Consider the following 7541-nt stretch of genomic DNA (forward strand, 5'->3'; position numbering starts at 1 on the left):
TGAGGACTAGTCTCAATATTTTTTACATTACTTAATGTACTTTGATTTATTCTCGCCGACTTACTTAGCTAAACTGGCATCAAACTCTCCATAGTCAATATCTCTCTGAATTGTTGCCGCTAAAGTCGATGCTTGATGTCTTCCTAAAGTTGTATCGTAGTGCCTTGTCGAAAGGTAGAAACGCTTGGTTTTTAGCTCTCCCGTCGGCGTAACAATAGGATGAGAAAAAACTAATTGGAGACTGCCGTTAGAGTTCTTAATCTGCACTGAACCCCGACAGGCAATACTTTGAGATTTTTGAGATTCCATAAGGGTAATTAACTGGGGTAAAGACCTTTACCATTCCAGTTTTACCCCAGTTTTACCCCAATAGGGGTAAAAACCTCTACCTTACATTTTTACCCCAGTTTTACCCCAGTTCTTTACCCAAACTACCCAAAATTATTGGAAGGCTCTGCAAATAAGCCCTACAACTACCATTAAAAAAGGACTTCAGAGCTTTGTAATCCTTATATTTATTAAAAGGCGGCACCCGGATTTGAACCGGGGGTGGAGGTTTTGCAGACCTCTGCCTTACCACTTGGCTATGCCGCCATAGCAAGATTTCCTGAACTACTTTAATCTTCCTAAGATGTCTTAGTAGGCATTCAGTAGCCATAGGATGCTAGTTAAACCATGATAGCATAGGATTCTGAGGTAGAGATAGTAGGTTAACTGGATGTTTCTGCTAGTCTTGAGGCGATCGCTAGAAAATTCTGATCGCAAGTTAACTATATGCTAAAAATAACTCTTAGCAGATTAAAGGAGAGTTATGAGTTTTAATTCCTCATTCCTAACTCCTAACTGCTCACTCCTCACTTGTTACACTTTGACTTCATCGGCAAAATTACTCCAACGCACAAAGTGAAACGGGCCGGCGATAGAACCCCAAAGACGTTCATCGGTGTCTAAATCCCTTCCCCTGTCGAGGCTAAAAAATTCTTTAGCGTCAATTTCAAATTCGTTATCCAGATAAGTATTTTTGCCGTCACGAACCACTATGCAGCCTTTACCAGGTTCAACTCTGCCTTTGAAGCTATTACCTGTCCACTCTACAATCATGTTGCAACCTGGCATTTTTTCCAATTGCTCAACAGACAACTCTTTGAGTCGTTCGGGTTCACGAGATGCGCCGTAAAATTTTTGTTCTTCTTTAACCGTGTAGTGTTCAATAGCAATGTGGTTTTCTGTCTGAATCAACTTCATTACCCGCATTCGGTAGGGTTGATTGAGCATAAAATCATACGCTTGCTCCAGAAACAAACTTATCCCTGAGAACAATTCTAAGGGAAGGGGACGGATACAGACGCGGATATGGGCATAAAAAGGCGGATTTTCAAAAGCTTGTTCTTGATTGCTAAAGTCAGCTGCCATCCAACGAGCTAAAGTGGCGATATCAGTAGAATGAGTCATTAGAAGATGATCACCTAGTTGCTTAAAAATTATCTAGGATTATTTTGACATTCCCTAGACTCAAAAATCCTAGTTGCGATCGCAATTTTTAAATTAGATATACGATAGATGCTCTAACTGTAGAAAATCAGGATGGACAAAACAAGGATTGTTAGGCGTTGGATAGCAACACTAGACTCTAACTGAGTTGCTTCTAAACTCAAGGAAAGCTGTTTTGAGTGTGGCAAAAAGTTGTTTAATCTTCCATCGCCATCCCTACCACTGAATTACTCGCAGTGCCTGTTTCAAGCAACTTCATGTGTGGAGTAATGGCCAGTGAATCCATTAGAGCAGATTAGCGATCGCCATAGGAATTAGGGCGTTACTGAATGAAGGGATGATTCTTGTGGGGTGGGCATCCTGCCCGCCCGGAAATACAAGGGACGGGCAAGATGCCCATCCCACAAAACCAACAAAATCATCCCGCATTTATGCAACATCGGAATTAGCAGCCGACAAAAATGGATAGTCTGTATATCCCTTTTCACCACCACCATAAAAGCTTGCTTGATTTGCTTCATTTAGTGGTGTATTTAAAGCCAAGCGTCGGGGTAAATCGGGATTTGATATAAATAATGTGCCAAAGGCAACTAAATCTGCTGCTTTTTTTGCCAATACAGCATCGCCTTTTTCACGAGTATAACCACCATTGACGATGAGTGTACCTGTAAAGCGATCGCGTATATGACTAGTGGGTACAATTATCCCACCATGTCTAATGTCTGCCTCTGTTGCCTCATAAATATGTAGATATGCCAAATTAAACTTGTTCAAAGCTTGAGTTGCATAACCAAATGTCTCTAGGGGATTGGAGTCACGGATATCGTTAAAAGTCCCACTCGGAGAGAAACGTACCCCAACTCGGTTAGAATCCCACACACTAGTTACCGCTTCTGTTACCTCCAACAGGAATCGGGCACGATTTTCAATGTCACCGCCATATTTATCTGTACGTTGATTAGTACCATCCCGAAGAAACTGATCTATTAGATAACCATTAGCTGAGTGAATTTCCACCCCATCAAACCCGGCTGCTAGGGCATTTGCCGCACCCTGACGGTATTGTTCGACGATCTGCGGTATTTCTGAAGTTTCTAAAGCACGGGGAGTTACAAAGGGTTTAGATCCCTCATAAGTTGAAGCTTCACCTTTCGGAGCAATGGCAGAAGGTGCCACAGGTAAAACTCCATTGGGTTGTAAGTCGGGGTGAGAAATCCTGCCTACGTGCCATAGTTGCAGAAAAATTCTTCCTCCCTCCTGATGTACGGCGTCGGTTACTAACTTCCATCCTTCCACCTGTTCTGGTGAATAAATCCCTGGTGTAGCGGGATAGCCCTGTCCTTCAGGAGTTACCTGGGTTGCTTCTGAAATAATCAGTCCGGCGGAAGCACGTTGAGCGTAGTAAGTAGCATTAAGTTCGTATGGTACGTTTCCCTTACCTGCCCTATTTCGGGTTAAGGGTGCCATTACTATCCGGTTAGATAATTCCAGATTCCCTAATTGATAAGAAGAGAATAAGTTGATATCAGTAGTCATTGGTTTTATCTCCAAATTATTTTAGTCATTGGGGATTGGGGATTGGGTATGGTTATTCTCCTTTTCCCCAGTCCCACACAAAGGGTATTAACTAGACATCTCCAGAAATTAAATATGCGTTACCCAGAACCCTTGTTTTGACGTAGCACTGCTACGTCAAAACAATTCTTTTTCATCAGATGTCTACTAAACAATCGACCGAATAACGCCACCATCTACCCGCAAAGCTGCACCATTAGTTGCTGAAGCTACGGGACTAGAAAGATAAACTACGATCGCTGCTACTTCTTCATTAGTTGCAAAACGTTTAATCAAGGAACTTGGACGCACATTTTGAAAAAACTCAGCCTCAACTTCTGTTGGACTAATGCCACGTTCCTGCGCCAGCTTGGTGATAAACTCTTCAACGCCTTCTGAACGGGTTGGCCCTGGGAGGACAGAGTTTACTGTAACTCCAGTCCCCACAGTCATTTCTGCTAGTCCTCGGGCAATGGCAAGCTGCGCTGTCTTAGTTGTGCCGTAGTGAATCATTTCCACTGGGATCTGAATGGCAGATTCGCTGGAGATAAAAATTATCCGCCCCCAGTTTTGCTCTAACTGCTTTTGCAGATATTGCCGACTCAAACGAATTCCACTGAGGACGTTAACCTCAAAGATGTTTAACCAATCTTCATCAGTAATATCAAAGAAGGTTTTTGGCTCATAAATACCGACATTGTTTATGAGAATATCAACGTGAGGAACTTTTTGAAAGAGTTGCTCTACCCCTAATGCAGTGCCTGCGTCAGCAACAACACCAGAAACTTTCGCGTCGGGTGTATTTTGCTGAATTTTAGCGATCGCTTGGGCTACTCTTTCTTCAGATCGACCGTTGACAATTACTGATGCACCCTCTTGAGCTAACCCAAGAGCGATCGCTAAACCAATACCTGCGGTAGAGCCACTTACCAACGCGGATTTACCATGTAATTTCAAGTCCATTTCACTATTTCCCCGTTAGTTGAAACAGAATGCTCTGGGACTGGGTAGTCGGGCAAAGGGGCGGATGGTCAAAGGGGTGGAGGAGAACTTGTACTAAGTGTTTTCTCAATGCCCCATGCCCAATGCCCCATGCCCTTTACCTATATCTAAAGATGCTGTGCTAAGGTCTTATTCAAGGTAGTTTTTGGAACTGCCCCAACCACCGTATCCACCTGCCGACCTCCCTTAAAAACCATCAGTGTCGGAATGCTGCGAATTCCATAATGGCTGGCGACAGTAGGATTTTGATCTGTGTTCAACTTCACAAATTTTACCTGTCCTTCGTATTCAGCAGCAACTTCATCGACTACTGGACCCACCATCCGGCAAGGGCCGCACCACGGGGCCCAAAAGTCTACTAAGACTGGAATTTCACTTTCTAAGACTTCTTGTTTGAATGTGGCTTCCGTGACATTTGTAATGGATGACATAAAATTGCCCTCCTAATTAATTCTATAATTCGATAATATCGAATAATAAAAATATATGCCACCTGATGAGATAATGCAAGTATGAGATTTCTTTATCATCCAGATAGAAAAAATATTTCTTTACCGGGCGTGTTGTATGCATTGGGCGATCCGGTGCGGCTAGAGGTTGTGCGGTTGCTGGCGACTGAGGGGGAGCAATGCTGTGCGAGATTTGATTTTGCGATCGCCAAATCCACCATGTCCAATCATTTTAAGATTTTGCGAGAGTCGGGGATAGTCTTGACACGCAAAGAAGGGACTCATCATATTAACATACTGCGGCGTGAAGATTTAGAGGTGCTGTTTCCAGGGTTGCTGAATGCGGTATTGAAAGCGGCTCAACCATTACCTGTTAGCCCTGCGAGTACTAAAGAAACAGCTTCAAGGATTTAGGGGCATTGGGCATGGGGCATGGGGCATAAATCGTTTAAGAATCTTCTTGTTTTTTAATTTGTGTTTCTAAATCAGCAAGGATATCATGTTGTTCTCGAAAAGCCCTTGGAGTGTGAGATAAACCTAAATCTGTAGAGAGTAAATCAATACCATCGATAATTTTGGGTATCTGAGCTTGATCAACTTGCAGACTGAGAAAGCATTTCTCCCTGTAATCCGGTCTTCCCTGAAATAGTGCGATCGCTCTTTCCAAAGGGCGCATAACCTGATATGCTTTTTCAGCTTTCTCAATTGATACTTGAGGGATTGGAGATTGCAGCCTGAGAATTGCTAGATCGATTAAATCTCTTGCCTCAACGCTGTCATCTGCGTAACGGTCAGAATTTGACAGCAGCTTAGAGGTAAAGCAGTCATTGAAGCTTAAGCAGGGAACGGGTGACCAATTTAGATATCTTGGTGGGTCTAGTTGAAAACGAGTTTCGGCAATAATTTCCGTTTTAATCGGCATATCATCCACAAAAACGATCATCCGAATTCCATACTGGTCAGTTGTGCTACGTCCAATTTTGATTTTACTTAAATCACTAAATAATGCTTCATGCCCACCATCAAATACCACTGTCCGCAGGTGTTTGTACCCTTCTGTACCAACAGAAGCGATAAAATCAACGTCTTTACTCCAGCGATATTCATCAAACTCAAATGCAATAAGGGTTCCGCCACCAAAGTAAGCAGAACCCTTTCTAAGTATGTCAGAATCTAAGCATTCAAGAACTGTGAGAATTTGATTATGATGTTCTAACCTAAAGGTCATAAACAAACTTGCAACCAGGACTTATAGCGTCTGGCAAGTTCCTGAAGGAAATTGAGTTCTTCACCCTCAAGATTATCAAATAGATTGTGATATTGCCAACCACGCTCGTAGCGACTCAGCATTTCTTCTGAAGTAAAGCGATAGACATCGGCGGTCTGCCAACAAATTGACTCTAGAAAAGGCAGCTTTTTGGGGACAAGAACAGGATTAATTGTTGGTGTTGCGGTTGTCATAACTCTTTTAATCAACCACTTTAGGCTTAACTTTAACTTTAGATTAGCACTAACGATTTTGAAATTCAATCTTATTCTAACTATAAATTATCTGGGTTGGGATAAACTCTTCCTTTCCAAGCGCCGCCGCGCCCTTGCCAGTGACGTAGGGCTGAGTCTAGAGTCATTAAAGTATAGAGAAAAGCGATCGCAGGTAAACTAAATGCTAACCAAGGAGAACATTTATAAAAGCGGATCGTTGGGTAGTAAGCGAAAGTCATTAACAGCCATCCTAATATACCTGTAAGTGCGATCGCCCAATTACTCCAAACTGCACCTAGAATTACACACACAGGTGGAGCTAAATAAATCAGAGGCATTCCTAGCAAAGTTCCCAATAGTAGTAATGGAGAATAATTCAGTTGGGTATAAGCACTACGCGCAACCATATCCCAAATTGTCGCTAGGGAATCATAGGGACGCAAACTGCAAGTTAAAGTACTCAATCCTAGCCAGATATGCCCTTGATTGGGGATTGGGTACTGGGGACTTGTACTGAGCGTTCGCGTAGCGTCTCGTAGAGAAGCCGAAGTATTGGGTACTGGGGATTGGGAAAACTCTTCCCTAGTCCCTAGTCCCCAGCGATGCACTGAGCTTGTCGTTGGCGCAGCCTCTCGTAGAGAAGTGTCCCTAGTCCCTCTCTTAACAGCCTGAGCCAGGGCGCAATCGTCTATTAAAGCTTGGCGAATGACTTGAATACCGCCGATGCGCTCTAAAGCTTCACGGGCGATTAGAATTGATCCCCCGGCGGCGGCGGCGGTGGGATTGTTGGGATTATTCACCCAGCGAAAAGGATAGAGTTTTTGGAAGAAAAAGACGAAAGCCGGAATCAAAAGTTTTTCCCAAAAGCTTTCACATCTAAGTCGCACCATTACAGAAACCAGGTCTAAATCTTCCTGCACAGCTTTGGCTACGAGTCGGCGGAGATTACCAGGATCGTGTTCGATATCTGCATCAGTCAACAAAAAATAGTCAGGCGCGAATTTACTAGCACTTTTTATACCTTGCTCAACTGCCCAAAGTTTGCCCGACCAACCATTCGGCAGTGATTCACCTGAGATAATATGCAATTGCTGGGGTTTCCCGACAGCGTGTGCAACCCCTTCGGCAAAATTTGCTGTCTGGTCTGTGCTGCGATCGTCTACCAAAAACACGTTGAAAGAACCAGGATAATCTTGAAGTAGGAGCGATCGCAAGGTGGTTGGTAGCAACTCAGCTTCGTTACGTGCTGGAACCACCGCACAAACTACAGGCAAAGATTTTAGCGGAGTTTCTCCAATCTCTAATTGTTGGTCTAACTGCCAAAACTGACCCCGAAAACACAGCAATCCTAACCAAATTGTCAAGGATAACAGCATCAATCCTAATACAATTACATCCATGACCGTCGCTTCGCTCCAATTCAAAATTCAAAATTCAAAAAAAAAGCATATAGCAGTTATCGTTTACGTGAGGTACACCCGTAGGGGCACGGCAATGCCCATTGGTGTCAACTTAAGAAGATAAAGCCCAAATTTGTTGGGTGTAAGCGTCAATGTCTCGATG

9 protein-coding genes and 1 tRNA gene are annotated in these 7541 nt (G+C 43.3%); 1 reads left to right on the plus strand and 9 read right to left on the minus strand.

Annotation, left to right across the window (positions count from 1 at the left end; translation table 11 throughout):
- Positions 1-60: 60 nt before the first annotated feature.
- The 6 genes from V7K50_RS15850 to trxA all read right to left on the minus strand — a co-directional run bounded on the left by V7K50_RS15850 (position 61) and on the right by trxA (position 4478).
- Positions 61-309 carry a hypothetical protein gene (locus V7K50_RS15850; protein ID WP_334961552.1) on the minus strand — a complete coding sequence of 83 codons (249 nt, stop codon included), beginning with the start codon at positions 307-309 and terminating at the stop codon, positions 61-63.
- A 214-nt stretch (positions 310-523) separates the two neighbouring features.
- Positions 524-594: transfer RNA gene (locus V7K50_RS15855), tRNA-Cys, on the minus strand.
- 267 nt (positions 595-861) lie between these two features.
- On the minus strand, positions 862-1452 hold the full coding sequence (locus V7K50_RS15860; RefSeq protein ID WP_334961554.1) for a chromophore lyase CpcT/CpeT: 591 nt from the start codon (positions 1450-1452) through the stop codon (positions 862-864).
- Between the two features lie 468 nt (positions 1453-1920).
- Positions 1921-3027, minus strand: a complete 1107-nt coding sequence (locus V7K50_RS15865) for an alkene reductase (protein ID WP_334961556.1) — start codon at positions 3025-3027, stop codon at positions 1921-1923.
- A gap of 186 nt (positions 3028-3213) precedes the next feature.
- Positions 3214-4008, minus strand: coding sequence for an SDR family NAD(P)-dependent oxidoreductase (locus tag V7K50_RS15870; protein ID WP_334961558.1), 795 nt, complete (start codon positions 4006-4008; stop codon positions 3214-3216).
- A gap of 146 nt (positions 4009-4154) precedes the next feature.
- On the minus strand, positions 4155-4478 hold the full coding sequence (gene trxA, locus V7K50_RS15875; RefSeq protein ID WP_012412473.1) for a thioredoxin: 324 nt from the start codon (positions 4476-4478) through the stop codon (positions 4155-4157).
- 81 nt (positions 4479-4559) lie between these two features.
- Between trxA and V7K50_RS15880 the strand changes: the two genes are divergently transcribed.
- Positions 4560-4910 (plus strand): ArsR/SmtB family transcription factor, encoded by a 351-nt coding sequence (locus V7K50_RS15880; protein WP_334961560.1) that lies wholly within the window; start codon positions 4560-4562, stop codon positions 4908-4910.
- Between the two features lie 34 nt (positions 4911-4944).
- Here the strand turns inward: V7K50_RS15880 and V7K50_RS15885 are convergent, their stop codons facing one another.
- The 3 genes from V7K50_RS15885 to V7K50_RS15895 all read right to left on the minus strand — a co-directional run bounded on the left by V7K50_RS15885 (position 4945) and on the right by V7K50_RS15895 (position 7378).
- Positions 4945-5724 (minus strand): nucleotidyl transferase AbiEii/AbiGii toxin family protein, encoded by a 780-nt coding sequence (locus tag V7K50_RS15885; RefSeq protein WP_334961562.1) that lies wholly within the window; start codon positions 5722-5724, stop codon positions 4945-4947.
- Positions 5721-5957, minus strand: a complete 237-nt coding sequence (locus V7K50_RS15890) for a hypothetical protein (protein WP_118162208.1) — start codon at positions 5955-5957, stop codon at positions 5721-5723. Before V7K50_RS15890 ends, V7K50_RS15885 begins: the two co-directional genes overlap by 4 nt.
- 80 nt (positions 5958-6037) lie before the next feature.
- Positions 6038-7378 carry a glycosyltransferase gene (locus V7K50_RS15895; RefSeq protein WP_334961565.1) on the minus strand — a complete coding sequence of 447 codons (1341 nt, stop codon included), beginning with the start codon at positions 7376-7378 and terminating at the stop codon, positions 6038-6040.
- Between the last annotated feature and the right edge of the window lie 163 nt (positions 7379-7541).

The organism is Nostoc sp. (genome assembly GCF_036917135.1).
In the GTDB taxonomy this organism is placed as follows: Bacteria; Cyanobacteriota; Cyanobacteriia; order Cyanobacteriales; family Nostocaceae; genus Nostoc.

Coding starts and splice junctions, on each gene's coding strand:
- V7K50_RS15860 (WP_334961554.1), bottom strand. CDS start 1,452: ATGACTCATTCTACTGATATCGCCACTTTAGCTCGTTGGATGGCAGCT.
- V7K50_RS15865 (WP_334961556.1), bottom strand. CDS start 3,027: ATGACTACTGATATCAACTTATTCTCTTCTTATCAATTAGGGAATCTG.
- V7K50_RS15895 (WP_334961565.1), bottom strand. CDS start 7,378: ATGGATGTAATTGTATTAGGATTGATGCTGTTATCCTTGACAATTTGG.
- V7K50_RS15885 (WP_334961562.1), bottom strand. CDS start 5,724: ATGACCTTTAGGTTAGAACATCATAATCAAATTCTCACAGTTCTTGAA.
- V7K50_RS15890 (WP_118162208.1), bottom strand. CDS start 5,957: ATGACAACCGCAACACCAACAATTAATCCTGTTCTTGTCCCCAAAAAG.
- V7K50_RS15850 (WP_334961552.1), bottom strand. CDS start 309: ATGGAATCTCAAAAATCTCAAAGTATTGCCTGTCGGGGTTCAGTGCAG.
- V7K50_RS15870 (WP_334961558.1), bottom strand. CDS start 4,008: ATGGACTTGAAATTACATGGTAAATCCGCGTTGGTAAGTGGCTCTACC.
- V7K50_RS15880 (WP_334961560.1), top strand. CDS start 4,560: ATGAGATTTCTTTATCATCCAGATAGAAAAAATATTTCTTTACCGGGC.
- trxA (WP_012412473.1), bottom strand. CDS start 4,478: ATGTCATCCATTACAAATGTCACGGAAGCCACATTCAAACAAGAAGTC.